Annotated in this window: 25 protein-coding genes; 3 read left to right on the top strand and 22 right to left on the bottom strand. The window is 73.5% G+C overall.

The annotated features are described in order from the left end of the window. The first annotated feature begins 35 nt into the window (after positions 1 to 35). Entirely contained in the window at positions 36 to 866 is an 831-nt protein-coding gene (locus PSD17_RS27210) for an alpha/beta fold hydrolase (protein ID WP_339125119.1), read from the top strand. Here PSD17_RS27210 and PSD17_RS27205 read toward each other — a convergent pair. The 7 genes from PSD17_RS27205 to PSD17_RS27175 all read right to left on the bottom strand — a co-directional run bounded on the left by PSD17_RS27205 (position 835) and on the right by PSD17_RS27175 (position 8,546). Beyond that, positions 835 to 1,821, bottom strand: a complete 987-nt coding sequence (locus PSD17_RS27205) for an alpha-ketoacid dehydrogenase subunit beta (protein WP_339125117.1) — start codon at positions 1,819 to 1,821, stop codon at positions 835 to 837. The two genes, PSD17_RS27210 and PSD17_RS27205, sit on opposite strands and share 32 nt — an antisense overlap. Next, on the bottom strand, positions 1,818 to 2,822 hold the full coding sequence (locus PSD17_RS27200) for a thiamine pyrophosphate-dependent dehydrogenase E1 component subunit alpha (RefSeq protein WP_013675797.1): 1,005 nt from the start codon (positions 2,820 to 2,822) through the stop codon (positions 1,818 to 1,820). Before PSD17_RS27200 ends, PSD17_RS27205 begins: the two co-directional genes overlap by 4 nt. After that, positions 2,819 to 3,817, bottom strand: coding sequence for an alpha-ketoacid dehydrogenase subunit beta (locus tag PSD17_RS27195; RefSeq protein WP_339125116.1), 999 nt, complete (start codon positions 3,815 to 3,817; stop codon positions 2,819 to 2,821). The genes PSD17_RS27200 and PSD17_RS27195 overlap by 4 nt, the downstream gene beginning before the upstream one ends. Positions 3,818 to 3,878: 61 nt before the next feature. Then, positions 3,879 to 4,898, bottom strand: a complete 1,020-nt coding sequence (locus PSD17_RS27190) for a thiamine pyrophosphate-dependent dehydrogenase E1 component subunit alpha (protein WP_339125114.1) — start codon at positions 4,896 to 4,898, stop codon at positions 3,879 to 3,881. Continuing rightward, positions 4,895 to 5,782 carry a sugar phosphate isomerase/epimerase family protein gene (locus PSD17_RS27185; protein WP_013675800.1) on the bottom strand — a complete coding sequence of 296 codons (888 nt, stop codon included), beginning with the start codon at positions 5,780 to 5,782 and terminating at the stop codon, positions 4,895 to 4,897. Before PSD17_RS27185 ends, PSD17_RS27190 begins: the two co-directional genes overlap by 4 nt. Then, the gene (locus PSD17_RS27180) at positions 5,779 to 7,236 is read right to left on the bottom strand and encodes a dihydrolipoamide acetyltransferase family protein (protein ID WP_339125112.1); all 1,458 of its coding nucleotides are present in this window, start codon (positions 7,234 to 7,236) and stop codon (positions 5,779 to 5,781) included. Before PSD17_RS27180 ends, PSD17_RS27185 begins: the two co-directional genes overlap by 4 nt. 245 nt (positions 7,237 to 7,481) lie before the next feature. Continuing rightward, a complete protein-coding gene (locus tag PSD17_RS27175) occupies positions 7,482 to 8,546 on the bottom strand; it encodes a helix-turn-helix domain-containing protein (protein ID WP_013675802.1) in 1,065 nt (354 codons plus the stop codon). A 230-nt stretch (positions 8,547 to 8,776) separates the two neighbouring features. Between PSD17_RS27175 and PSD17_RS27170 the strand changes: the two genes are divergently transcribed. Beyond that, entirely contained in the window at positions 8,777 to 9,826 is a 1,050-nt protein-coding gene (locus PSD17_RS27170; RefSeq protein WP_013675803.1) for a zinc-dependent alcohol dehydrogenase, read from the top strand. A 20-nt stretch (positions 9,827 to 9,846) separates the two neighbouring features. Here PSD17_RS27170 and PSD17_RS27165 read toward each other — a convergent pair whose 3' ends face one another. The 15 genes from PSD17_RS27165 to PSD17_RS27095 all read right to left on the bottom strand — a co-directional run bounded on the left by PSD17_RS27165 (position 9,847) and on the right by PSD17_RS27095 (position 23,276). Continuing rightward, positions 9,847 to 10,809 (bottom strand): D-2-hydroxyacid dehydrogenase family protein, encoded by a 963-nt coding sequence (locus tag PSD17_RS27165; RefSeq protein ID WP_339125110.1) that lies wholly within the window; start codon positions 10,807 to 10,809, stop codon positions 9,847 to 9,849. Further along, positions 10,806 to 11,570 (bottom strand): hypothetical protein, encoded by a 765-nt coding sequence (locus PSD17_RS27160; RefSeq protein ID WP_339125109.1) that lies wholly within the window; start codon positions 11,568 to 11,570, stop codon positions 10,806 to 10,808. Before PSD17_RS27160 ends, PSD17_RS27165 begins: the two co-directional genes overlap by 4 nt. Continuing rightward, entirely contained in the window at positions 11,567 to 12,355 is a 789-nt protein-coding gene (locus PSD17_RS27155) for an IclR family transcriptional regulator (protein WP_158703440.1), read from the bottom strand. The genes PSD17_RS27160 and PSD17_RS27155 overlap by 4 nt, the downstream gene beginning before the upstream one ends. A gap of 78 nt (positions 12,356 to 12,433) precedes the next feature. After that, positions 12,434 to 13,258, bottom strand: a complete 825-nt coding sequence (locus PSD17_RS27150; protein WP_339125107.1) for an SDR family NAD(P)-dependent oxidoreductase — start codon at positions 13,256 to 13,258, stop codon at positions 12,434 to 12,436. Then, positions 13,255 to 13,968 carry a cyclase family protein gene (locus PSD17_RS27145; protein WP_339125105.1) on the bottom strand — a complete coding sequence of 238 codons (714 nt, stop codon included), beginning with the start codon at positions 13,966 to 13,968 and terminating at the stop codon, positions 13,255 to 13,257. The genes PSD17_RS27150 and PSD17_RS27145 overlap by 4 nt, the downstream gene beginning before the upstream one ends. After that, entirely contained in the window at positions 13,965 to 14,900 is a 936-nt protein-coding gene (locus PSD17_RS27140; RefSeq protein ID WP_339125103.1) for an amidohydrolase family protein, read from the bottom strand. The genes PSD17_RS27145 and PSD17_RS27140 overlap by 4 nt, the downstream gene beginning before the upstream one ends. Then, positions 14,897 to 15,607 carry an alpha/beta fold hydrolase gene (locus tag PSD17_RS27135; protein WP_013675810.1) on the bottom strand — a complete coding sequence of 237 codons (711 nt, stop codon included), beginning with the start codon at positions 15,605 to 15,607 and terminating at the stop codon, positions 14,897 to 14,899. Before PSD17_RS27135 ends, PSD17_RS27140 begins: the two co-directional genes overlap by 4 nt. Positions 15,608 to 15,611: 4 nt before the next feature. Then, on the bottom strand, positions 15,612 to 15,980 hold the full coding sequence (locus PSD17_RS27130; RefSeq protein WP_013675811.1) for a DUF4286 family protein: 369 nt from the start codon (positions 15,978 to 15,980) through the stop codon (positions 15,612 to 15,614). Next, positions 15,977 to 16,978: a Gfo/Idh/MocA family protein gene (locus PSD17_RS27125; RefSeq protein WP_339125100.1), complete on the bottom strand. Its 1,002-nt coding sequence runs from the start codon at positions 16,976 to 16,978 to the stop codon at positions 15,977 to 15,979. The genes PSD17_RS27130 and PSD17_RS27125 overlap by 4 nt, the downstream gene beginning before the upstream one ends. Before the next feature lie 8 nt (positions 16,979 to 16,986). After that, complete coding sequence (locus PSD17_RS27120) at positions 16,987 to 17,760, bottom strand: SDR family oxidoreductase (protein ID WP_013675813.1); 774 nt, start codon at positions 17,758 to 17,760, stop codon at positions 16,987 to 16,989. Between the two features lie 127 nt (positions 17,761 to 17,887). Next, the gene (locus tag PSD17_RS27115; RefSeq protein ID WP_103380173.1) at positions 17,888 to 19,144 is read right to left on the bottom strand and encodes an ABC transporter substrate-binding protein; all 1,257 of its coding nucleotides are present in this window, start codon (positions 19,142 to 19,144) and stop codon (positions 17,888 to 17,890) included. Next, entirely contained in the window at positions 19,141 to 20,040 is a 900-nt protein-coding gene (locus PSD17_RS27110) for a sugar phosphate isomerase/epimerase family protein (RefSeq protein ID WP_339125098.1), read from the bottom strand. The genes PSD17_RS27115 and PSD17_RS27110 overlap by 4 nt, the downstream gene beginning before the upstream one ends. Before the next feature lie 218 nt (positions 20,041 to 20,258). Next, positions 20,259 to 21,290, bottom strand: coding sequence for an alpha-ketoacid dehydrogenase subunit beta (locus PSD17_RS27105; protein ID WP_339125096.1), 1,032 nt, complete (start codon positions 21,288 to 21,290; stop codon positions 20,259 to 20,261). Continuing rightward, positions 21,283 to 22,263, bottom strand: a complete 981-nt coding sequence (locus PSD17_RS27100; protein WP_339125095.1) for a thiamine pyrophosphate-dependent dehydrogenase E1 component subunit alpha — start codon at positions 22,261 to 22,263, stop codon at positions 21,283 to 21,285. The genes PSD17_RS27105 and PSD17_RS27100 overlap by 8 nt, the downstream gene beginning before the upstream one ends. A 194-nt stretch (positions 22,264 to 22,457) precedes the next feature. Further along, entirely contained in the window at positions 22,458 to 23,276 is an 819-nt protein-coding gene (locus PSD17_RS27095) for an SDR family NAD(P)-dependent oxidoreductase (RefSeq protein WP_013675818.1), read from the bottom strand. A 219-nt stretch (positions 23,277 to 23,495) separates the two neighbouring features. Between PSD17_RS27095 and PSD17_RS27090 the strand changes: the two genes are divergently transcribed. Continuing rightward, on the top strand, positions 23,496 to 24,007 hold a 512-nt coding region (locus PSD17_RS27090; protein ID WP_339125094.1), incomplete at its 3' end, for a carboxymuconolactone decarboxylase family protein.

Here is a 24,007-nt window from a genome sequence, read left to right as displayed (position 1 = left end):
ACCATCGCCACGCACGACGGCTGTTGGATGGGGTCGTGCACGTCGCGCCCCCGCTCCCGGTCCCGTCGTTCCTCACCACCGCCGACGGCGTTCGGCTCGCCTACCGCGAGCTCGGCGCGGGCCGGCCGACCGTGCTGCTGCACGGGTTCTCCTCGACAGCCCTGATCAACTGGGTGACGCCCGGGCACGCGGCGGCGGTCGCGGCGACCGGGCGCCGGGTGATCCTCCCCGACCTGCGCGGGCACGGCGACAGCGACCGCAGCCACGATCCCCGCGCGTACCCCGCCGACGTCCTCACCGACGACGTCTTCGCGCTGCTCGACCACCTCGGCCTCGCCGACGGCGGCTACGACCTCGGCGGCTACTCGCTGGGGGCGCGCACCTCGCTGCGCGCGGTGGTGCGCGGAGCCCGGCCGGGCCGGCTCGTCGTCGCCGGCATGGGTCTCGCCGGGGTGGTCCACATCCGTGGCCACTCGTTCGCCGACGTGTTCACCCAGGTCCTCGACGACGCCGCCCCGCCCGCCGGCACGTTCGCGCCCGCGAGCCCGCAGCGGCGCATCGCCGACTTCGTCGAGCGCATCGGGGCGGACCGGACGGCGCTGCGGCTGGCGCTGGGCACGGCCGTCGACACCCCGGCCGTCGAGCTCGCGGGTGTCGTCGCGCCCACCCTGGTGGTGTGCGGCGACCGCGACGACCCCGACGACGCCCGCGCGCTCGCCGACGTCCTGCCGCACAGCACGTTCGCGACGGTGAAGGGCGACCACATCAGCGCGGCGAACCGCTCCGACGCGCTGGGCGTGGCGATCGCGTCGTTCCTGACCTCGCTCACGGGCTCTACACCGGGATGCGCCCCAGGGTGGTCATGACAGCCGACCGGATCTCGGCGGCACCGGGCAGGTAGGCGTCCTCGAGCGGCGGGCTCAGCGGGATCGGCTGGAACGGCGCGCCGACGCGCTCGACCGGGGCGTCGAGGTCGTCGAACGCGGCGTGCTGCACCGCGGCCGCGACCTCCGCGCCGAACCCGCCGTGCCGCACCGCCTCGTGGGCGACGACGAGCCGGTTGGTGCGCCGCACCGACTCCACGACGGTGTCCAGGTCGAGCGGGACGAGCGTGCGCGGGTCGATGACCTCGACCTCGATGCCCTCGGCCGCGAGCTCCTCGGCCGCCGCGAGTGCCTCGCCGACCATGCGGGACAACGCGACGACGGTGACGTCGCGGCCGCGGCGGCGCACCGCGGCGCGGCCGAGCGGGATGGGCTCGACGGGGTCGGGCACGGGCTCGCGGCGGAAGTACAGCACCTTGTTCTCGACGACGACGACCGGCCCGGGCGCGGTCATCGCGGCGGCGAGCAGGCCCGCCGCGTCGGCGGCCCCCGACGGCATGACGACGGTCAGCCCCGGCACGTGGGTCAGCCACGCCTCCAGGCTCTGCGAGTGCTGTGCCGCGGCCCGCTGCCCGGCGCCGCCCTGCGTGCGCAGCACCATCGGCACCGTCAGCTGGCCGCCGGACATGAAGTGCGCCTTGGCCGCCTGGTTCACCAGCTGGTCGAGCGCGAGCGTGATGAAGTCGACGTACATGATCTCGAGGACGGGCCGCAGCCCCGACTGGGCGGCACCCACGGCGACGCCGCAGATCGCGGCCTCGCTGATCGGGGTGTCGATCACGCGGGCCGCGCCGAACTCCTCGACCAGGCCGGCAGTCGTCGTGAACGGCCCGCCCGCGCTGACGTCCTCGCCGAGGACGAACACGTCGGGGTCGGCCCGCATGGCCTGCGCGATCGTCGTGGAGATCGCCTTGGCGTAGGTCAGCTCACGGGTCATCGCGCACCACCGGACTCGACGAGCGCCGCCGCACGCGCGACGGCGGGGAACGGGCTCGACCGGGCCCAGGCGACGGCCTCGTCGACCTCGGCGCGGGCGGCGGCCTCCAGGGCGGCGGGCTCGTCGGCGGCCAGCCAGCCCGCGTCGTGACCTGCTCGCTGGAGCCGCAGGATGGGGTCCTTGCGCTGCCAGTCCTCGGTGGAGACGGCCTCGCGGTAGCGGTCGGGATCGCCCTCGTAGTGCCCGCGCAGCCGGTGGGTGAGGCACTCCAGCAGTGCCGGACCCTCCCCCGCCCTGGCCCGCGCGAGCAGCTCGGAGAACGCCGACCAGACCTCGCCGACCTCGTTGCCGTCGACGGTCGTGCGCGGCAGCGGATAGGGCGCGACGACGTCGCTGACCCGCTCGACGGTCGTGTGTGCCGAGCGCGGGGTGAACTCGGCGAACCCGTTGTTCTCGCACACCAGCAGCACCGGCAGCCGCCACAGTGTCGCCAGGTTGACCGACTCGGTGAACAACCCGGCCTGCACCGCGCCGTCGCCGAAGAAGACGACGGCCACCGCGTCGGTCCCGCGCTGCTTCGCGGCGAGAGCCGAGCCCAGCGCGAGCGGGATGTTGCCACCGACGACGCCCGTCGCACCGAGGAAGCCGTGCGCGACGTCGACCAGGTGCATCGAGCCGCCCATGCCCGAGCACAGGCCGCCCTCGCGGCCCATCAGCTCGGCCATCGTGCGGTCGAGCGGCGTCCCCTTGGCGACGGCGTGCCCGTGCGCGCGGTGTCCGCTGTAGACGGCGTCGCCGTCGCGCAGCTGCCGGCACACCGCCGCGGCCACGCCCTCGCCGCCGATCGAGAGGTGGATGAGTCCGTGCACCTCGTCGGCGCGCTTGAGGGCGCCCACGCGTTCCTCGAACGCCCGGATGCGCCACATCGTCGTGAGGAGGTCGCGCAGCACGTCGGGCGTCGGCGCCGCCGTCGACACGTCCCGGTGGACCGACGCGGTCACCGCACGGCCGTAGCGGCGTCGTGCAGGAGCGTCACGTCGACGGCCCGGCGCACCCCGGCGACGATCTTGGCGACGTCGGGCAGCACGAAGTCCTCCATCGGCTTGCTGTACGCGATCGGCGCGTCCAGGGCCGTGACCTGCACGATCGGGGCACGCAGCGAGGCGAAGCCCGCCTCGGCCACCTCGGCGGCGATGATCGCCGACACCGACGCGTGCCGGGTCGCCTGGTCGACCAGGACCAACCGCCCGGTCCGCTCCACCGACGCCAGCACGGTGTCGACGTCGAGCGGCGCGATCGTGCGCGGGTCGATGACCTCGACCGACACGCCGTCGGCCGCGAGCTCCTCGGCGGCCTCCAGCGCGCGGTGCACCGTCCAGCCCGTCGCGACGAGCGTCACGTCGGTACCGGGCCGCACGATCGCGGCCTGGCCGAAGGGCACCAGGTGCTCGCCCTCGGGCACGTCGCCGGTCTCGAGTGTCAGCAGGTAGTGGTGCAGGAACAGCACCGGGTTGTCGTCGCGGATGGCGGTGGCCATGAGGCCCTTGGCGTCCGCGGGCGTGGACGGCAGCGCGACCTTGAGCCCCGGGACGCCCATGAACATCCCGTAGATCGACCCGGTGTGCTGGCCGGCCCAGCCCGCGGTGAAGCCGTAGCCGGCCTTGAGGACCAGCGGCGCGGTCACCCGGCCGCCGGACATGTAGTGGAACCGGTTGGCCTCGTTGACGACCTGGTCCATGGCGACGAGCAGGAACTCGGCCATCGTGCAGTCGACGACGGGCCGCTTGCCCGCGAGCGCCGCCCCGGCGGCCATTCCGATCTCCGCGGTCTCCGAGATCGGGGTGACGCGCACCCGGTCGGGTCCGAAGGCGGCGACGAACGGGTCCTCCGGGCTGCCGCCGACGCTCTGCCCGATCAGCAGGACGTCCTCGTCGCGGGACATCTCCTGATGGATGCCCTCCATGATCGCGGCGATGTAGGTGATCTCGCGGGCCATCTGGTGCTCCTGGGCTCGTGCAGCTCGGAGGGGGCCTCGTGCTGCTCGCAGTGGTGGGTGGTCAGGCGTGGACGAAGCGCAGCGCGTCGGCGGGCTCGGGCTCGGGACCCGCGAGCGCGCCGTCGACGGCCCGCTGCATCTCGTCGGCGGCCTCGGCGACGATGGCGTCGGCCCGGGCGGCGTCGAGGACCCCGCCGGTGACGAGCGCGCCGCGGAACCGCGGCACCGGGTCGCCGCGCTTGGCGGCCTCGTACTCGGCGACGTCGCCGAACACCGTGACGGCCTCGTGCTCGGGGTAGTGCAGGGGCACCCCGGGCGGAGCGATGGAGTTGCCGTGCGCCGAGAGCCGGTAGACCAGCGACTCGACGAGTGTCGGGCCCTCGCCCGCGCGGGCCCGCGACACGGCCTCGGCGACGGTCTCGTACACGACGTCGGGGTCGCCGCCGTCGATCGTCACGCCGGGCATGCTGTACGCCTTGGCCTTGGTGGCCAACGGCTCGCCCGCGGCGGCGTTGGCGTCCTCCTGCTCGACGCGCACCGACACGCTGTAGCTGTTGTTCTCCATGACGAACACGATCGGCAGCTTCCATAGCGACGCGATGTTCAGCGACTCGTGGAACGCGCCCTGCTTGCTCGCCCCGTCGCCGAAGAAGCACAGCACCACCTCGCCCGCCCGCCGGACCTGCGCGGCGTAGGCGGCGCCGGTGGCCTGCGGGATCGACTGTCCGACGATGCCCGACGTGCCGAGGAAGCCGCGCTCCGGGTCGGCCAGGTGCATCGAGCCGCCGTAGCCGCCGCACAGCCCGTTCGACCGGCCGTAGATCTCGGCGAGCATCGCCGTGGTGTCGGTGCCGAGCGCGATGGGGTAGCCGTGGCAGCGGTAGGTGGCCATGACCTGGTCGCCGGGCCGGATCGCCGCGATCGACCCGACGATCGACGCCTCGGCGCCGTCGGCGAGATGCGTGTGCCCGCGGATGACGCCCGGGTGCTCGGCGAACGTCCGCTTGACGCGCTCCTCGAACTCCCGGATACGCACCATCGTGCGGAACATCTCGACGCGGTCCTGACTGTTCGTGCTCACGGTCGCTCCTGCCCCGCCGCGACGCCGGCGCCGAGTGCAGCCGACGTCGTGTCCGTGGTTCGCTGGAAGATCTCGTCGATCGGCAACGCGCGCAACGCGTCCGAGAGCACCTCGACACCCCACGGACCGTCGTACCCGAGCTCGCGGAGCACGGCGACGTAGCCGGGGATGTCGAACTCGCCCTCGCCGGGCAGCCGGCGGTGCCGCGTCGTCTCGTGGCTGTGGTCGGGCATGTTCGCGACCGTGCCGTCGGAGAGCTCGACGTGGACGAGCCGCTCCGGCGGGATCACGCGCAGGTCCTCCGCGGTGATCCCGAGCTTGCCCAGGTGCCACGTGTCGATGGCGATGCCGCCGTGGGCCGGGTCGGACGCCGACACGATCTCCAGCACCCCCGCCAGCGAGGGCGCGTTGACGTCGAACGGCATCAGCTCGTAGGCCATCGGCGGCACCCCGCGGCCGGCGGCGTCGGCGCACAGCGCGGCGAACCCGTCGGTCAGCTGGGCCGTCGAGGCCGGTGTGCGGCGCAGGTTCCCGAGCTTGACGTGGTGGGCACCCAGCTCGACCGCCGCGGTGAACAGCAGGTCGCGCTGGGCGTCCGACGCGGTGCGCCGGTCGTCGCCCTCCTCGACGAACCAGTCGTTGAGGAACTCGATCTCCAGGTCGCGCAGCCCGGCGTCGACGAAGATCGTCCGGAGCTCGCCCATCGTGCGGCTCTCGAGGAGGTGCTCGAGGTCGGTGTGCCACAGGCCGAGCCCGGTCATGCCGACGCGGGCCGCCTGGGCGCAGCGCTCCGGCCAGTCGAACAGGCTCCACTCGCGGCCGGTCCCGATCTCCACCGGACCGGCGACGGTCCAGTAGGAGCCGAGGACGTCCGAAGAAGTCACGTGTCGTCCTTCCCAGGGGCGGCGTCGTCGCCGCGGTCGAGCAGCAGGGCGTGCGGTCGTTCGAGCAGCCCGACCAGGTCGCGCAGGAAGCGCGCGCCCGCGGCGCCGTCGAGGACGCGGTGGTCGCAGCTGAGGGTGAGCGTCATGACGGTCCGGCCGGTCCCGGGCTCGGCGCGCACCGCGCCGACGGCGAGGATCGCCGCCTGGCCGGGCACGACGACGGCCTCGAACTCGCGGACCCCGAACATGCCGAGGTTGGAGACGGTGAACGTGGCGCCGTCGAGCTCGGCCGGGGCGAGCCTGCCGTCGCGGGCCCGCGCGACGAGCCCGCGGGCCGCCGCGGCGAGGGCGCCGAGCGAGCGCGTCGCGACGTCGGTGACGACGGGGACGACGAGCCCGGCCGGGGTTTCGACGGCGACGCCGATGTTGACCCGCGACCAGCCGACCGGATCGGCTGCCGCGTCGCCACCCTCGGCGATCCCGGCGTTGACACCGGGGTGGCGGGCCAGGGCACGGCCCGCGGCGGTGACGACGACGTCGGTGACGGTCGGCACCGCGGCACCGGGAACGTCGTCGGCGACGGCCGCGAGCGCCGCGCGCAGGTCGAGCGCAGCGGTCATGTCGGCGTCGGCGGTGAGGGTGAAGACGGGGATCTCCCGCGCCGACCGGGTCATCCGTTCCGCGGTGAGCCGCTGGGTCCTGGTGCGCGCCAGCACGGTCCCGCGGCCGCGGGCGCCGGCGGCGGTCCCGACCCCGGCGGGAGCGGGGGCCTCGGCCCCCGGAGCGGCGGCGAGGCGTGGTGCGACCCCGTTGGACGACGTGACGTCGGCGTGCGCGGCCCGCGCCGCGGCCTCGATGTCCGCCCGCACGACGCGCCCGTTCGGGCCGGTGCCGGTGACCGTCGCCAGGTCCACCCCGAGCTCGCGGGCCCGCCGTCGCGCCAGCGGCGACGAGGGGATACGCACCCGGGCGGTGCCGGGCTCCGCCCCGGACACCGCACCGGGTGCGGCCGTCCCGGGTGCGACGGTCGCAGGCCCCTCGCCCGCTCCCGTCGCACCGCGGTCCCGGACGGCGACCGGACCCTCGCCGTTCGCCCGCGGGGTCTCCGCGGACGACGGCTCGGTCACCGCCGGAGCTTCTGCGGCGTCCACCGACGCCGGTACGGCCTGGTCCGCCACACCCGCCTGGGTCGCCCCGGGGGCGACCGTCCCGCCGACGTGCGCGATCACCGCGCCGACCGGGACGGTCTCGCCCTCACCCGCGAGGATGTGCAGGACGCCCGCCGCGTCGGCCTCGAAGGCCACCGTCGCCTTGTCGGTCTCGATCTCGGCGAGCTCGTCGCCGCGCGCGACCTCGGCGCCGGACTCGTGCAGCCAGCGCACGATCGTGCCCTCGGCCATCGACTCCGACAACCGCGGCATCCGCACCTCGACCGCACCGGTGGTGTCGGTCATCGGCGGGTCCCGGTTCTCGACCCCACGGCCTCGCGCTGCACGGCTCTCCTCGACGCTCTCGGCCCGGACCGGGTCCGGTCCGGCCCCGCGGCGCGGTGGGCGTCGACGGTTGCGCACCGCGCCACGGGGTAGTGAAAGCGTCGCCGGGAGGGGGATCGTGCGGCCATGCGCTGCGCGCCCGATTACCTGTCGATACGTGCACCCCGGCCGCGCACGCATCGTCAGAAGACGACAGAAGGCGCAGGTCAGCGCGTCGGGACGGCCTCGCGCGCGGCACGCCGGACGTCGCGCGGGGACATCCCGTACTCGCGCTTGAACACGTGCGAGAAGTGTGTGGCGTCGGAGAAGCCCCAGCGGAACGCGATCTCGGTGACCGAGCCGGCCGTCGGCTCCTCGAGGTCCTCGCGGCACCGCGCGAGGCGGGTCCGGCGCACCAGCGCGGCGACCGACTCGCCGGAGTCCTCGAACGCCGAGTGCAGGGTGCGCACCGACACCGCCAGCGCCCGCGCGATCGACTCCGGGCCCAGCCCCGGATCGGGGAGGTTGACCCGCACGAAGCGGCGCACGCGCGCCCGCAACGCCTCCCGGCGCGCCTCCCGCGTCTCCGGCATCCCCGGCTCGACGACGGCCCGCAGCAGCTCCAGCACGACGTCGGCCGCGGCGGCGCCGGTGCGCTCGTCGAGGGCCGGCAGCTCGTCGGCCAGCGCGTCGACGTAGCGGACCAGCAGGCGGGCGCCGGGGCGCGTCTCCAGCGCCGACACCGACCCGACGTCGGCCAGTCGCGGGCTCACCGAGTGCACCAGCTCGCGCGGGAAGATCAGCGTGCGCTTGCTGAACGGCTCCACGACCTCGACGCCGACCGCGCGCGACCCGTCCCACAGACCGACGGACCCCGCCTGCAGCACGTGTTCCTCGGTGCGCGAGCGGATGACCTTCTCCGAGCCGTGCAGCACCATCTGCAGCCCGATGTGGTCCTCGCCCGGGTCGCCCATCACCGCCGACGTGCGGCGGCCGGCGAACGGCGCGCAGGTGCACTCCACCAGGTCGAGCGCACCGAGGTGCCGCCGCTCGACGTGGCCGGCGAACCGGCCGGAGTCGGGCAGCTTCACGTCGAACGACACGTGCGTCGCCGCGAGGACGCCTTCCCACTCGGGCACCGGGCTCGCCGATGCGGGGTCGACACGCCAGCGTTCGGCGTCGGCAGGTCCGCTGCTCCCGGGTCCGGACCGGTCCTCGTCCGGGGGGCAGGGCCCCGCGAGACTCGAGACCCCGGACGTGCTCACGGACAGCTTCGTCGTGAGGGCAGTCATCGCCCCGTCCCTTCCGTCGTGGTCACCCGGCCGTCGTCCGGGTCCACCCCGCCAGCCTGACCCACGGGGGCACCCTCGATCAACCCACGCCGCCGACCTCGCCGCCGGTGTTGACGACGCGCGCACGGTTCCCTGCGGATCCGTGCCGGAGCAGCGTCCGCGGCGTCGTCGCGTGGGTAGCGTCCGGTCGGGCCGGCACCGCATCGGGCGCCGGCCGGCGAGGAGGCCACATGCGCGCCGGGGTGTTCCGCGGCAAGGGCCGCATCGAGGTCGAGGACGTGCCCGATCCCGTGGCCGGCCCCGACGATGTGGTCCTCGACCTGTACGGCTGTGGGGTGTGCGGGTCCGACATCGGACAGTTCCGCTCGGGCACCGCGCGGGCCGGCCAGGTCATGGGGCACGAGTTCGCGGGCACGGTCGTCGAGGTCGGCAGCCGGGTCCAGGGCATCGTCGAGGGCGACCGGCTCACCGGCCTGCCGATCCAGCCGTGCGGCGACTGCCGGCGCTGCAGGGCCGGACTCGCGCACCTGTGCGAGCGCTGGACGACCCGCAGCATCGCGTTCGGCCTGCCCGGCGGTTTCGCCGAGCGGCTGCACATCCCCGCGGCCCGCCTCGGCCACAACGTGCACCGGCTGCCCGACCTGCCCGGCGGCGCCGGGGCCGCGCTGGAGGCGGGGACGCTGGTGGAGCCGTTGTCGGTGGCCGTGCACGCGGTCCGGCTCGCCGACGCGGGGCCGGGCCGCAGTGCCGTCGTCACCGGCCTGGGGACGATCGGCCTGCAGGCGGCACAAACCCTGCGCGCCAAGGGATGCACTCCCGTCATCGGGGTGGACCCCTCGCCGCTGCGCCGGTCCGTGGCCGAGGGTCTGGGGATCGTCACCGTCGACCCGACCGTCGGCGAGGAGGCGCTCGCCGGGACGTTGAGCGCGCTCACCGGCGAGGCCGAGGCCGACATCGTCGTGGAGGCCAGCGGCGTCGGCGCGCTCGTGGCCGGCGCGATCGAGATCGTCCGCCCGCGCGGCACGGTGGTGCTCGTCGCGCTGTACCACTCCCCCGCGACGATCGAGCCGATGCGGGCCGTGCAGCGCGAGGTCGTGCTGCGCGGCAGCGCCAACGTCACCCCCGAGGACTTCCGCGACTCGCTGGAGCTCGTCGGGTCCGGGGCCGTGGCGACCGCGCCGCTGATCAGCCACCGGATGCCGCTGGAGCGGGTGCAGGAGGCCTTCGAGGCCCAGCTCGACGCCCGGGCCTCGGTCAAGGTGCTCGTCACGACGAGCTGACCCGGCGCGCCCGGCAACGGTCACGTGATCACCCGGACCGGTGAGCCCGCGACGTGGGCGGCGATGTCCTCGACGACCTCCCGCCAGAAGATCTCGTAGCCGCCGCGGGTGACGTAGCCCAGGTGCGGGGTGGCGAGCACGGTGGGCAGGAACCGGTAGGGGTGGTCGGCGGGCAGCGGCTCGACGTCGTAGACGTCGAGCCCGGCACCGGCGATCCGGCCCGCGCGCAGGGCCGCGACCAGCGCGTCCTGGTCGACGATCGGCCCCCGCGACGTGTTGACCAGGTATGCCGTCGACTTCATCAGGGCCAGGTCGTCGGCGTCGACGAGCCCGCGGGTGCGGTCGGAGAGCACGAGGTGGATCGTCAGGAAGTCGGCCGCGGCGCACAGCTGCGCCTTCGACTCGGCGAGCCGCACCCCGGCGGCCGCGGCGGCGTCGGCGGTGAGGTTCGTGCTCCAGGCGAGGACGTCCATCCCGAACGCCAGCCCGACCTTCGCGACGAGCGAGCCGATCCGGCCCAGACCCAGCACCCCGAGGGTGGCGCCGGCGAGGTCGGCCCCGACGGTCTGCTGCCACGGGCCGTTGCCGCGCAGCGCGGTGTTCTCGACGACGATCCCGCGCGCCAGCCCGGTGATCAGCGCCCACGTCAGCTCGGCCGTCGACGTCGAGAGCCCGCCGGTGCCGCACACGACGACACCGCGCTCGGCCGCGGCGGCCATGTCGACCGACGCGTTGCGCATCCCGGTGGTGACGAGCAGCCGCAGGTCGGGCAGCCTCTCGAGGATCTCGCGCGGGAACGGGGTCCGCTCTCGCATGAGCACGACGATCTCGCACCCGGCCAGCGCGGTGACGAGCTCGTCGGGGTCGGCGATGTGCTCGCGGAACACCTCGACGTCGACCTTGCCGTCGAGCACCGACCAGTCGGCGGATGTCAGCGCGACGCCCTGGTAGTCGTCGAGCACGGCGCAGCGCGGAACCGTCATGATGCGTCCTTCCGGGAGACGACCTGGTCGTGGGTGATCCGGGCGAGCAGCCGCATCCCCACGGCCGCGCCGACGTCGGCACCGCGCCCGGCGAGCCGGTCGGCGAGGTCGTCCAGCAGGGCCGGGGTGGTGGCGGGATCGGGCCACGCGCCCTCGACGAGCAGGAACCGCCTGCCGACGCCGGTCGGCACGTCGCGGTAGGTCGGGGTCGCGTCGCGCGCGGTCGTCACGGCGAGGTCGACCTCGGCGACGTGCACGGCGAGCGTCCCCGGCCGGCCGAGCAGCTCGGGGACGAGGTCGTCGACGACGAACGCGCGCAGCGGGTCCGCGTCCGCGCCGTCGCCGGGTCCGGGACCGAACTCGACGAACGCGAGGTCCCCGCCCTCGCCACGGGCGGACGACGCGACGACGCGGCAGGCGGTGCGGCTCATCCCCGACATCAGCGGGACGTGGGCGGCGGTGCCGGGTGTCGGGTCGTCGAGCGCCGAGAGGTACGCGGGCGAGCACAGGACGTCGACGTCGTCGGTCTCGTACGCGGCGAGGTACACCGGCGGCGTGCGCCGGTCGACGGTCGTCCAGCGCCGGGCCCGGCGGAACCCGGGCGTCGCGACGCGTTCGGGCAGGTGCTCGTGGGTGTACCAGTCGTTGAACCCGGCGTCGACGGTCGCCTCACGCGTCGTGTCGCCCGCGCCCCACACGACCAGCAGCCCCCGGCCGCGCAGCCCGCGGCGGACGGGTGCCGACGTCGGTCGCGGGTTCACCTGCCCCCGCCGGTGCCGGACGCCGCCGGCGTGCCGTCGCCCCCGCCGTCCTCGGCGGCGACCTCCTCCTCGTCGAGCATCGCCACCGCCGCGCGCAGGACGGCGAGATAGTGGCTGCGCTGCTTGCGGTAACGCTCGACGGGTGCCGAGATCGTGTAGCAGCCCATCAGCATCCCGTTGCGCCACACCGGGACCGCCACGCACGCGACACCGGCGGAGAACTCCTCGACCTCGGTGGCGTAGCCGTTGCGCGCGACCTGCCGCAGCTCCTTCTCGAAGACGTCGGGGTCGGTGATCGTCTTCTCGGTGACCGCCGTCAGGGGGTTCATCGCGAGGTAGCGCTCGCGCTCCTCCGGTTCGGCGAACGCGAGCAGCACCTTGCCCGACGCGCGCGCGTTCGCGACGCCGCGGTAGCCGGGTCGCAGGTTGGTGACCTGCACCGCGTGGGTACCGGACAGGTGCGCGAGTACGACCGGGTTCCCCGTGCGCCACGCCGTCAGGTAGGCGCTCTCCCCGGTCTCCTCGATGATCCGGCGCAGCGGCGCGACGAGCTCGGGCGGCGGCACGCTCTGCTGCGCGTAGGCGACCGAGAGCACCTCCATGGCCAGCCCGAAGCGGTACTGCTTGCGTTCGTCGCGGGTCAACAGCTTCGCGTCGACGAGCGTGTTGAGGAGGTGGTACACCGTCGGCACGGACGTGCCGAGCTCGGCCGCCATCCGTGTGACCGAGCGTTCCGCCTCGGGCAGCGACGCGATGAGCATCAGCAGCTGCGCCGCGCGCGACACCGACTGGATCCTGGTACCCGTTCTGGCCTCGTCCGGCATTGCCTCGTCCTGCGTCTCGTGGGGATTACGGGCGGCCGGTCAGCGGTCCGGGCTGCGGACCGACACCCCGCCGTCGACAGGCAGTGTCGTCCCTGTGATGTAGCGGGCTTCGTCCGACACCAGGAACAGCGCCGTGTAGCCGACGTCCCAGCCCGTACCCTCGATGCCCAGCGGGGAGGCGCCGCGGCGTTTGTCGCGCAGCGACGGGTCCATGCCCTCGGCGGCCACCATCGGCGTGTAGATCGGCCCGGGCAGGATCGCGTTGACCCGGATCCCTTGCGCCGCATGGTCGATGGCCATCGCCTTCGTGAGCGCGATGACGCCGCCCTTGGCCGTCGTGTAGGGGGTGAGGCCGCGCGGGCGGATCGCGGAGATCGACGACAGGTTGACGATCGCGCCGCCCCCGCCGTCGGCCATGACGGGGATGACCGCGCGGCTCGCCGACACGACGGTCCGCAGGTTGACCGTGATGACCCGGTCCCAGTCCTCGTCGGTGGTCTGCAGGATCGTGCCCGCGCCCTCGGTGCCGACGTTGTTGTCGAGGATGTCGATCCGGCCCCAGCGCTCGACGGCCGCCGCGGCCATCGCGTCGCAGTCGGCGGCCGAGGTGAGGTCGGCCTCGAACGCGGCGGCCTCACCACCGTCGGCGAGGATCGCGTCGACCGCGTCCTTGGCGGCCGCCGGGTCGCGGTCGACGACGAGCACCTTCGCGCCGTGGCGCGCGAACAGGATGGCGGCGGCCCGGCCGGTGCCGATGCCCTCGCCGCGCGAGCCGCCACCGGTGACGATCGCGATCTTCCCGTCGAGCCGGCGCGGGTTGGGTTCGGAGTTGGGCAGGGCGGCGTCGAGCCCTGGGGCGGTCATCGAATCTCCTCGTCGGGTACGGCGCGGGCGATCACCGGCGCCGGGGCGCCGTCGCCGCTACGGATGGGCAGGGGCACGGCGTTGACCTCGACGCGACGCCCGACGAGCTCCTCCAGGCGCGGTCCGAGGTGCTCGATGATGAGGATGTCGCGGGGCAGCAACGTCATGTGCACGGGATAGGCGTAGTCCGGCGGGCGGTGCGCGCCGCCGAGGTCGGGCGTCGTCGTGTCGACGCCGACCAGCTTCACGCCGCGTTCGACGAGCCAGTCGGCGGTGTCGTCGCCCAGGTAGGGATGGTCGCGGTAGGCCGGGGTGCCGAAGTGCCGGCCGTAGCCGAAGCAGAAGAGGACGATGTCGCCCGCGCGCACGTCGAGGTCCATCGCCTCGATCTCGGCCCGGGTCACGGGGACGACGCCCTCGCGGCGGGCGTCGACGACGATCCCCGGCCCGACGAACGCGTCCACCGGGTACTGCTCGATCGACCTCCCGCCGGGCAGGAAGTGCAGCGCCGCGTCGACGTGTGTGCCGACGTGCGTCGACAGGGTCAGGTGGGTGATCCGCACGGCCGACCCGGGCGGGCCGGTCTCGATGTACTGCGGGGTGAAGCAGACCTGGCTCTCCGGCAGCGCCCGCGGCATCTGCTCGTACATGGGCTGGGCGAGGTCGACCCACTCCCCCGTCCCGGCCGACCGGCCCACGGGCGCGCTCACGAGCCCAGCCCCAGCAGCCTCGACGCCGTACCGCCCAGCATCGCGGTGACCTCGTCGTCGGTGACCGTGGCGCCGTGACGGGCCGCGATCTCCGGGAGGTTGCGGAAGGTGTCGACCCATCCGTCGAGCGGCATGACCGTCGAGACGCCGGGGCAGTCGCTGCCGAAGACGACCCGCTCGAGGCCGATGCCGTGGCGGATCTCGGCGACGCGGGCGATGAAGCGGGCCTCGTCCTCCAGGAACAGCCCCTGCCACAGCGACAGCTCGAGATAGAGGTTCGGCTTCCAGCGGGCCATGTCGAGCGCGAGGTCGAAGTAGGCGCGCTGCCCGGCGTGCAGGATCACGAAGTTCACGTCGGGGAAGTCGGCGGCCGGCTCGTCGAGGTGCAGCGGGCTGCAGTACGTGCTCACCAGCGGGGCGGCCAGCGGGCCCGTGTGCGACACGACGGGCACCGAGTACTCACGGGCGAGCTCGTAGAGCGGGCGGCACACCGGGTCGGCCGGGGAGAACCCGGAGCACGGGTGCAGCTTGAGGCCCTTGGCACCGGCGTCGAGCGCGTCGCGGAACAGCTCGGCCGCGTCGGGTCGGCGGGGGTCGACGCCGAAGAACGCGATGAAGTGGTCGGGATCGGCGCGGGCGAGGTCGGTGGCCAGCCGGTTCTCCTCGGCGATCGACCGGTCGCCCTCGCCCAGGCGCAGCCCGTAGTCGCCGAGCAGCAGGCAGGAGCGGTCGACGCCGGCCTTGTCCATCTCGGTGCGGATCTCGGCGGCGCGCACGTCGACGTCCTGCACGGTGCCGTCGCCGTGGGCGTGCCCCACGGCCGTCCCGCGGGCGGCGATCTCACGGACGACGGCGTAGCGCTCGAAGATCGACCAGAGGTGACGGTGCAGGTCGATGACCAACGGCGGTGTCGTCTTCGACGGGTGGGTCATGATCGGGCGGGCTCCTCCCCCACCCACGCGAGGTGGGCGCGGACGGCGGCGGCGAACTCGTCGGCGTTCTCCAGGAACGCCATGTGCGGGGCGTCCAGCTCGACGAGGCGGGACTTCGGCAGCCGCTCCGCCAGGTCGCGCATGACCTCGAGCGGCGTGGACGCGTCGACCCGGCCGGCGATGCACGTCGTCGGGACGGTGATCTGCGCGAGCCGGTCGAGGACGTGATGGGACCCGATGGCGCGCCAGGTGTCGGCCAGCGCGCCGGGGTCCATGGCGAGCAGCCGGTCGCGGGCGTGGTCGAGGTACGGCGCGCCGGAACGCAGCCCGTCCGCGGTGAACCAGCGCGTCATCGTGTCGTCGAGCATGCCGGCCGAGCCGCGCTCCTCGGTGGCGGCCGCCCTGGCCTCCATCACGTCGGTGGCCCCGTCGGGTGTGGTGCAGGCGAGGACGAGCGAGCGCACGAGCCCGGGGTGGTCCAGCGCCAGATGCATGGCGACCATGCCGCCGAGCGAGGCGCCGACGACGTCGAAGGGCCCGGTGGCGTGGCCGGCGATCTCGTCGGCCATGTCGGCAAGGGTGAGCCCGGGCCGGGCGCGCCTGCGGTCGCCGTGCCCGGGGAAGGTCACCGCGTGCACGTCGGGCAGGTCGAGGAACCGCGCGGCCTCGCGGTCGAGGCCGACGGGGTGCAGGAAGAGCACGGTCACGGCGTCACGCCTCCTGCTCCCGGACCGCGTGCACCACGTAGCCGTCGGGGACCGTGGGGGTGATCTCGCGATAGACGTTGCGTACCAAGGTGGTGAAGTGCGGCTGCAGCTTCCTGGTCCACTCGCTCGGCGGCCGGATGCGCCGGTACTCCTCGGTCTCGAGGACCTCGGGGTCGTCGAGGTCGTAGAGGGCCAGGTACTTCGGCTCACCCTCGACCGAGACGAACCTCCGCGCGGACAGGAAGCCCGGGCACTGCTGACGCTCCGGGAAGTGCTCCTCGGTGTACCAGCGGTTGAACTCCTCCTCGTACGCCGGATCGATGTCGATCATGACGAGCAGCAGGCCCTTGGCCCGGTCCGTCGGCTCCGTCATCGGGTGCCCTCCTGGGGTGTGCGCGGCCGGACCGGGAGCGGCCCGGCGAGTGCGTAGGCGTCGCGGGTCAGGTCCATGACCGCGGCCATGTCGGTGAGCGAGGCGAGCGGCGGCTCGCCGGCGCGGACGCGGCGCAGCGCGTCGCGGACGAACACCGGGTAGTGGGCGACGTTCGTCGTGTGCGCCCTGACGTGCTCGCGGGAACCGTCGGGCGCGACGATCTCCACGTCGGTCGGCGAGGTCGCGATGACGTAGTGGTCGCAGGCCTTGATGCTGAAGCGCATGTCGAAGTTCGAGTGCGGGCCGGGCATGAGGTAGCCGACCTCGCCGACGAACACCCGCCCGCCCGACCGCAGCGTGACCAGCGAGTAGTCCTCGATCGGGAGGCCGTAGGCCGCGTTGGACATCGTCGCCGACGAGACCTGCACGTCGTCGCCGAACAGGACGCGGGCGAGGTCGATGAAGTGCACCCCGAGGTTGATCGTGCAGCCCCCGCCGGCCCGGGCCGGGTCGAGCATCCAGTCGCAGCCGGAGTCGCGGTAACGCGCCGGGGGCCCGGCGATCCAGCGGAAGGACAGGTACGACGGATCGGCGTCGGCGAACCGCTCGCGCATGACGGCGAGCAGCTCGCTCTGCCGCCACACGAACGGCACCGCCGCGAAGACGCCGGCGTCGCGGGCGCGGTCGGCGATGTCGTGCACCTGCGCGGCGTCGAGCCCGCAGGGTTTCTCCACCGCGAACGGGATGCCGTGCTCGATCAACGTCCGTGCCGTGGCGGCCATCTCGTCGTGCGCGCCGAGGGCGAGCACGAAGTCGGGGGCGGCGTCGTCGAGCAGCGTGCCCACGTCGGTGGCCGCGCGGGCTCCCAGGCCCTCGGCGATGCGCCGCGCCGCAGCCGGGTCGGGATCGTGCACGGCGACGACGTCGCCCTCCTCGAGCAGCGCCGGCAGGAACAGGTCCAGGTGCCAGTGCGCGGCGCCGGTGACCGCGATCCGCATGCGCCCCATCAGATCGCCCTGTTGACGCCGCCGTCGACGACGATCGTCTGTCCGGTGAGGTAGCCGGCGCGCTCCGAGCAGAGGAACGCGCAGAGGTCGCCGACCTCCTCCGGCCGCCCGATGCGCCGGGCGGGGATGTCCGCGGCGGCACGGCGCAGCTGTTCGTCGAGGTCGATGCCCGCGGCCGCGGCGAGCTTGCCCTGCAGCTCGCGGAGCCGGTCGGTGAGGATCGGGCCCGGTGCGATCGTGTTGACGGTGACACCGTCCGCCGCGTGGGTGTCGGCCACGACCTTGGCCAGGATCGTCACCCCCGCGCGCGTCGCCTCGGAGACGACGAGACCGGGCTTGGGCTCGCGGACCCCGTAGCCGGTGAGCGCGACGACGCGGCCCCGGCCGGAGGCGACCAGATGGGGCAGCGCGGCCCGCAGCAGCCGGACCGCGCTCATGAGCACCTGCTGGTGACCGGTGTCCCAGTCGTCGTCGACCGACTCGGCGAACGTGACCGCCGGCGGCGGGCCGCAGTTGACGACGAGCACGTCCAGACCGCCGAGCAGCGCAACGGTCCGCTCGACGAGCGCCCGGACGGCGTCGGCGTCGCCGAGGTCGGCGGCGACGTGGCCGGCCGCCCCGACGTCGCGCGCCGCGGCGGCGAGCCGGTCCGGGTCCCGGGAGGAGACCACCACCCGGGCGCCCTCGGCCGTCAGTGACGCCGCACAGGCACGGCCGAGGCCCGAGCTCGCCGCGGTGACGAGGGCTCGGGCGCCGGTGAGGCCGAGGTCCATCCAGGTCCCTTCCTGCAACTGCGGAGGTGGGAGTCCGGGCCGCCGCGGTGGGGTCAACGGCACCGCGGCGGCCGGACGGTCGGGGCTCCCGACGATCAGGGGATCGGGATCGCCGGGATTCGGATCATCAGGGGGTCGGGCCCGCGCCCAGCGGCAGCGAGGCCGTCGAGGCGACCTCCTTGGGGAAGACCGTCTTCAGGGTCCCGTTCTGCCACTGCACCAGGATCGGCTTGATGTACTTGTTCGCGCCGGTCGGGTCGAAGCCGACCTTGCCCGGCGGGACGGCCGAGGCCGGACCGGTCGTGAAGTCGGTGCTGGCCAGCGCGTCGCGGATCTTCTGCGGGTCGCACGTCTTGCCCTGGTCCATGACCTGGGCGAGCTCGTAGACGGCGGCCCAGGACTCGCCCGCCTCCTGCGGCATGAACGCGTTGTACTTCTGCTGGTACTGGGTCGCGGCGTCGGAGACACCGGGCAACGTCACGTCGGAGTTCCACGCCGCGGAGGCCATGATGCCGTCGGCCGCGTCACCGAGCGCCTTGGCGAACTGCGGGGTGAGCGCCCCACCGCCGCCGGACGTCGCGATCGGCGTGGTGACCCCGCGGGCCCGGATGCCCTTGATGATCAGCGACAGGTCGGACACGTTGCCGCCCAGCACGATCAGGTCGGCCTTGGCGTCGGAGATCTTGTTGACGATGGCGGTCGCGTCGGACAGGCCGTTGGGGAAGATGACCTGCTGCAGGACCTGCACACCCTCCTTGCCCGCCCCCGCGACGACACCGGCGGTCTGCGCCTTGGTCGACGCGTCGTCGGAGCCTGCGACGGCGAGCGTGCGCAGCGGCCGGTTCTGCGCCTCGAAGACGCCCTTGGCGTCGGTGACCGTCTCCGAGCCGAACGCCGAGGCCTTCGGCGGGATCTGGAAGAGGTACTTGTAGCCCTTCGCCGTCAGGTCGTCGACGAACGACTGCGTGATCAGCGGGACCTTCTTGGTCTCGGTCGCGACGACCGTCGTCAGCGTCATGCTCGACAGGTACGAGCCGACGACCGCCGACATGTTGCCCTGCTGGAGCAGGTTCTCCGTGACCGTCTTGGCCTGGCCCGGGTTGTCCGAGCTGGTGTCGCCGCTGACGATCTTGACCTTGGCGCCGTCGAGGCCCTTGATCCCGCCGGCGTCGTTGATCTGGTCGGCGGCGAGCTGCATGCCGTTGAGGGAGTTCTGGCCGTTCTCGGCCCAGACCCCCGACAGCGGGTAGGGCGCACCGATGCTGACGGTGTCACCGCAGTTCACCGCATTGCCGGACTGGCTCTGGGTGGCGATGCCACCGCATGCGGTGGCGAGTGTGAGCAGGGCGGCGGCTGCCGCCGCCCCGGCGATCCTGGTCCTCATCGCGTCTCCTTCGACGGGGCCGCCGCCGCGGGGGCGTCGGTGATGAGCTTCTGGAGGAACGCCAGCGATGCCGCGAGCCGTTCGCGCTGGTCGGCGACGCCGGGGTGGTTGTCGAGGCCCTCGACCGAGAGCCGGTACGGTTCGGCACGACCGGCGGATCCCACCAGCACGCCGACGAGCGAGGCGAGGTCGGCGACCCCTTCGCCCGGGTAGCACCACTGCACGTCGAACCCGCGCCGGTGGAAGCGGTCCTCCACGTAGCGCGAGACGAGCCTGAAGTCCTTCACGTGCCCCGACGGCGCCAGCGGCGCCAGCCGGGTGATGACCGGCAGCGGGTCCTGCAACGACGAGATCGGGTTGATCAGGTCGAGGAACACGCCGATCCGGTCGGAGCCGACGCCGTCGATGATCTCGGCGTACTCGTCGGCGGTGAAGTCGGAGTGGTTCTCCAGGAGGATCTGCACGTCCCCGGGCACCTCGTCGGCCGCCCGGCGCAGCGTCTCGGTGACGTAGCGCTGCTCGGCCGCGATCAGCCCCGGCTGGGAGAACAGCTCCGCCCGGTAGAAGCCCGACGACACCCGCGCGAACGGGCTGCCGATGGTCTCGGCGAGCGCGACCCAGCCGCGGATGCGCTCGACGCCGGGCTCGACCGTGTCGCCGTTGCCGACGCGCCCGACGACGTCGCCGGACAGCGTGATGTCCAGGCCGAGCTCGCCCGCGAGCCCACGCAGCGCCTCCAGCCCGGCCTCGTCGCGGTCGCGCACGTGCACCGCGTTGAACTGGACGAACGAGTAACCGAGTTCCGCGATCTCCCGCAGGACGTCCTCGAGGGAGATCTCCCCGGTCGCGAGCCGGCAGTGGTAGGAGAGCGTGTCGACGCCCAGGACGATGTCCATCCGGGGTCCCATCCTTCCCTCGACGAGCCCCTCACACGGGGGCCACGCGCCGCGGGACGGCCGTGGTGACGGCCACCGCCGCGGCTGTGCGTACGGTCCGAAAGAGTTCAGATGATGAATCTCAACTCACTGTCGTGAAAACCTAGCGATCCACCGGTGACCCGGTCAAGAGCTTCCGTGGACCCGAATCCTGGCCGTGACCAGCAGTTACGTCCGTTTCAGCCCAACCACTCGCGGATCGTTGCAGCGATCGCGTCGGGACCCGGCACCAGACCGGCGGCGAGACTCGGCGCGGCGGGCACCCGGGCGTCGGGCAACCCGACCCGCAGCGGCGGGACCCGGAGTGCGACACCCTCGCCGGCGACGCGCGCGACCACCTCGGCCCCGAACCCGCCGGTGGTGTTCGCCTCGTGCACGACGGCCAGCGCACCGGTGCGCCGGGCACTCGCCGCGACCTCGTCGGTGGGGAACGGGTTGAGCCACGGCGTCTCCAGCACCTCGACCGAGATGCCCTCGCCCGCCAGGGTCGCGGCCGCCTCCAGCACCCGGGCCGTCATCGCCCCCCAGGTCACGACGGTGGCGTCGGTCCCCTCACGACGGACCCGCAGCCCGCCCGGTTGCTGCGCGGGCCCGCCGAGCCGCACCGGACCGGTGCCCGCCGGATAGAGCGTCCGGTTCTCGATCACGAGCACCGGGTCGTCGGAGTGCACGGCGGCGACGAGCAGGTCGTAGGCGTCCTGCGCGGTCCAGGGCATGCACACCCGCAGGCCCGGGACGTGCAGGAACAGTGCCTCGAGGCTCTGGCTGTGCTGGGCGCACGCCCCGGGCGCGCTGCCCTGCTGGGTGCGGATCGTGACCGGCGCGACGAGCTCGCCGCGGCTGACGTAGCGCACGTTGACCAGCTGGTTGACCACCTGGTCGAAGGCGACGAGCGAGAAGTCGACCCACATGATCTCGACGATCGGCCGCCTGCCCAGCATCGCGGCCCCGACGGCCGAGCCGAGGATCGCGGACTCGCTGATCGGGGTGTCGAAGACCCGGTCGCCGAAGTCGCGGCGTAACCCGCGGGTGACGCCGAAGACACCGCCGGGCTTGGCGACGTCCTCGCCGTAGAGCAGCGTCTCCGGGATCTCCTCGAGGCAGCGGCGCAGCGCGGCGTTGACAGCACCGCCGTAGGTCAGCTCCTTGACGTCCTGCGTCGCGGACGAGGCACCCGTCGTGGCGGGACCCGAGACGGCCGTGTCAGGCATAGAGGTGCTCCTTCGCGGTCGCGGGGTCGGCGAGCGGGGCGGCCAGCGCCGCCGCGGCGGCGGCCTCCATCTCGGCACGGGCGTCGGACTCGGCGGCGGCGATCTCGTCGTCGCTCACGCCGCTCTCGCGCAGCCGGCGCGTGAGCAGGGCGACCGGCTCGCGCTCGGCGTCGCGCTCGCGCTCGCCGGGGCGCCGGTACTGGTCGGCGTCGCCGATGTAGTGGCCGACGAGGCGCTGCGTCATGGCCTCGACGAGGGTCGGGCCCCCGCCCTCGCGGGCGACCTCGAACGCGTCGCCGAGCCGCTCGCGCACCTCCCGCGGGTCGTTGCCGTCGATCCGCTCGCCGGGCATCCCGTAGGCGGCCGCACGGCGGAAGAGCTCGGGGTCGCGGACCATCTCGTCGATCGGGGTGAGCTCGGACCACGAGTTGTTCTCGCACAGGAAGACCACCGGCAGCGAGAACGCCGAGGCGAAGTTCATCGCCTCGTGGACCGCGCCCTGGTTCATCGCGCCGTCGCCGAAGACGGTGAGCGCCACGCGGTCCGAACCGTCGTGGCGGCCGGCCAGCGCGGCGCCGCAGGCGATCGGCGCGCCGGCGCCGACGATGCTGTTCTCGCCGAAGAACCGGTACGCCGGTGCCGTCAGGTGCGCCGACCCTCCGCGACCACCGTTGATCCCGGTGTCGCGGCCGAGGATCTCGCCGAACAGCGCCTCGACGGGCACCCCGCAGGAGATCGCCCACGAATGTCCGCGATAGGTGGCGAAGACGGCGTCCTGCGGACCGGCGAGCCCGGATGCGCCGGTGGCCACGCCCTCCTGGCCGATGCCCAGGTGGATCGAGCCGACGGCGTCGCCCGCCAGCCGCAGCTCGCGCACCTTCTCCTCGAACGCGCGCATCCGCCACACCATGCGCAGGTCGGTCAGTGAGGTGCCGGCGGTGGCGCTGCCGGGCGCGGCATCGGTGGCGGTCACGGCCGTCTGCCGTTCTGGGAGTTCATGTGCGTCTCCTCGCGAGAGGGGCCGCCGGGTGGTGTTCCCGCGACCTGTCGTGCGGATCGGGGCGCGCCCCTGGTCCTGGATGCTCGGCCCTGGCCGGCCCTCATCGGTCGGCCCTGTGTCGGTCGGCCCTGTGTCGGTCGGCCCTGTGTCGGTCGGCCCTGTGTCGGTCAGCCCGCGGCCAGCCGCTGCCCGCCGTCGACGGCGAGCGCGACACCGGTGATGAAGCTCGCCTCGTCCGAGGCGAGGAACAGCGCGGCATTGGCGACGTCCCAGGCGGTGCCCATCCTGTTGCGCAGCGGGACGTGGGAGTTGCGCTCGGCGTAGACGTCCTCGCGGGTCCGCCCGTCGAGGCCGACCCGGTTCTCGATCGCCATCGGGGTGTCCATCAGCCCCGGCAGGATCGCGTTGGCCCGGATCCCGTACTGCGCGTTGGTGATCGCGATGTGCTCGGTCATCGTCACCACACCGGCCTTGGACGTGCGGTACGTGACGTACGGGTAGTTGATGCACGCGGCGATCGAGGAGATGTTGGTGATGACGCCGCCGTCCTGCTCGCGCATGACGCGGATCGCGTGCTTGCAGGTCATCACCATGCCCTGCAGGTTGACGGCGGTGACGCGGGCGAACGCGTCGGCCTCGATGTCGGCGATCGGGGCGTCGCCGCCCGCGATGCTGATGCCGACGTTGTTGTGCAGGATGTCCAGCCGGCCCCACTGCTCGACGCACCCGGCAACGGCGGCGGCCACCTCGTCCTCGACCGTGACGTCGGCCGTGATCGCGACGGCCTCGCCGCCCTCGGCGGCGATCTGCTTGACGGTGTCCTCCGCGGCGGCGAGGTCGCGGTCGGCGCACAGGACCTTGGCGCCCTCCCGGGCGAGCAGCACGGCCGTCGCCCGGCCGTTGCCGGTGGTCTGCCCCGGCGTCTGGCCGGCGCCCATCACGAGCGCCGTCTTCCCCGCCACCCTGCCGGTCCCCGGCTGCGCCATCCTCGACCCCTTCGTCACGGTCCCGCACACATCGCGGCTCGCTGCGGTGCGTCGTGCAGAATTTCAAATGATGAATACTTGCGGCATTTCGTGAACGACGGTAATCATGGGTCGTCGCCCCGTCAACTCCGCCGGGGCACCTGCGGGACCCGGCGCCGACCCGGCGGGCCGACGGCCGTGGCACCCCCGCGGACACCCCGGACTCCCCACGGAGCGACGATGGCACTGGTGCCCTATCTGTCCGAGTCGGATCTCGCCGAGAGCGACCGCGAGCTGCTCGAGAGGCCGATCAACCTGTTCCGCGGCCTCGCCAACAGTCCCGACGGCCTGCGGCACTTCCACGTGCTCGGGCAGTGGATCCGGCACGGCTGCGAGCTCGACCCACGGCTGCGCGAGCTGGCCATCCTGCAGGTCGGGTACCTGACCGCGAGCCCCTACGAGTGGAGCCACCACGTCAAGATCGGCCACGACTTCGGTGTGACCGACGCCGACATCGCGGACCTCGTCAAGGCGAGCAACGACGAGTCGCACGGCCTCGGCGACCTCGAGACCCTCGTGCTCACCGCGGCCAGGGAGATCACCGCCGACCGGCGCGTCAGCGACGAGACGTGGGCATCGCTGGAGAAGGCGCTCGGCCGGGCCCGGGCGGTCGACCTGGTGATCATCGCGTCGTTCTACAACGCGGTCATCCGCATCCTCGGGACGCTGCGCATCGACGTCGAGCCCGAGTA

The organism is Pseudonocardia sp. D17, from assembly GCF_036984265.1.
In the GTDB taxonomy this organism is placed as follows: domain Bacteria; phylum Actinomycetota; class Actinomycetes; order Mycobacteriales; family Pseudonocardiaceae; genus Pseudonocardia; species Pseudonocardia benzenivorans.
The sequence above is the reverse complement of the archived record's forward strand: the minus strand, read 5'-3'. Positions and strand labels throughout refer to the sequence as shown.

What these genes read in the sequence shown, in the direction of transcription:
- PSD17_RS27205 (WP_339125117.1), bottom strand. Translation starts at nt 1,821, where the DNA reads ATGACCCGTGAGCTGACCTACGCCAAGGCGATCTCCACGACGATCGCG.
- PSD17_RS27195 (WP_339125116.1), bottom strand. Translation starts at nt 3,817, where the DNA reads ATGGCCCGCGAGATCACCTACATCGCCGCGATCATGGAGGGCATCCAT.
- PSD17_RS27180 (WP_339125112.1), bottom strand. Translation starts at nt 7,236, where the DNA reads ATGACCGACACCACCGGTGCGGTCGAGGTGCGGATGCCGCGGTTGTCG.
- PSD17_RS27175 (WP_013675802.1), bottom strand. Translation starts at nt 8,546, where the DNA reads ATGACTGCCCTCACGACGAAGCTGTCCGTGAGCACGTCCGGGGTCTCG.
- PSD17_RS27170 (WP_013675803.1), top strand. Translation starts at nt 8,777, where the DNA reads ATGCGCGCCGGGGTGTTCCGCGGCAAGGGCCGCATCGAGGTCGAGGAC.
- PSD17_RS27165 (WP_339125110.1), bottom strand. Translation starts at nt 10,809, where the DNA reads ATGACGGTTCCGCGCTGCGCCGTGCTCGACGACTACCAGGGCGTCGCG.
- PSD17_RS27150 (WP_339125107.1), bottom strand. Translation starts at nt 13,258, where the DNA reads ATGACCGCCCCAGGGCTCGACGCCGCCCTGCCCAACTCCGAACCCAAC.
- PSD17_RS27140 (WP_339125103.1), bottom strand. Translation starts at nt 14,900, where the DNA reads ATGACCCACCCGTCGAAGACGACACCGCCGTTGGTCATCGACCTGCAC.
- PSD17_RS27130 (WP_013675811.1), bottom strand. Translation starts at nt 15,980, where the DNA reads ATGACGGAGCCGACGGACCGGGCCAAGGGCCTGCTGCTCGTCATGATC.
- PSD17_RS27125 (WP_339125100.1), bottom strand. Translation starts at nt 16,978, where the DNA reads ATGCGGATCGCGGTCACCGGCGCCGCGCACTGGCACCTGGACCTGTTC.
- PSD17_RS27120 (WP_013675813.1), bottom strand. Translation starts at nt 17,760, where the DNA reads ATGGACCTCGGCCTCACCGGCGCCCGAGCCCTCGTCACCGCGGCGAGC.
- PSD17_RS27115 (WP_103380173.1), bottom strand. Translation starts at nt 19,144, where the DNA reads ATGAGGACCAGGATCGCCGGGGCGGCGGCAGCCGCCGCCCTGCTCACA.
- PSD17_RS27110 (WP_339125098.1), bottom strand. Translation starts at nt 20,040, where the DNA reads ATGGACATCGTCCTGGGCGTCGACACGCTCTCCTACCACTGCCGGCTC.
- PSD17_RS27105 (WP_339125096.1), bottom strand. Translation starts at nt 21,290, where the DNA reads ATGCCTGACACGGCCGTCTCGGGTCCCGCCACGACGGGTGCCTCGTCC.
- PSD17_RS27095 (WP_013675818.1), bottom strand. Translation starts at nt 23,276, where the DNA reads ATGGCGCAGCCGGGGACCGGCAGGGTGGCGGGGAAGACGGCGCTCGTG.